At 55.0% G+C, this 238-nt stretch carries 1 protein-coding gene; it reads left to right on the top strand.

Annotated elements, in window-relative coordinates:
* On the top strand, nucleotides 1-238 hold a 238-nt coding region (locus tag KVT34_RS31040; RefSeq protein WP_217563376.1), incomplete at both ends, for a YigZ family protein.

A 238-nucleotide genomic window follows, 5' to 3' on the forward strand; every position in this document is an offset into this window, starting at 1 on the left:
ATGGACCCGATGAAATTATTATCAAACGTTCCCGGTTTATCGGTCAGGCGTTGCCGGTTTCGTCCGAAGAGGACGCGCTTGCTTTTACCGCCGGCGTGAAGAAAGAACACTCGATGGCGACTCACAACTGCCCCGCTTACATGATCGGGGAACGCAACGAGATTCAGAAACAGTCAGACGACGGGGAGCCGAGCGGCACAGCCGGCAAGCCGATTCTCGAAGTGATCCGCAATATGGA

Source organism: Paenibacillus sp. GbtcB18 (genome assembly GCF_019091125.1).
GTDB classification, from domain to species: Bacteria; Bacillota; Bacilli; order Paenibacillales; family NBRC-103111; genus Paenibacillus_F; species Paenibacillus_F chitinolyticus.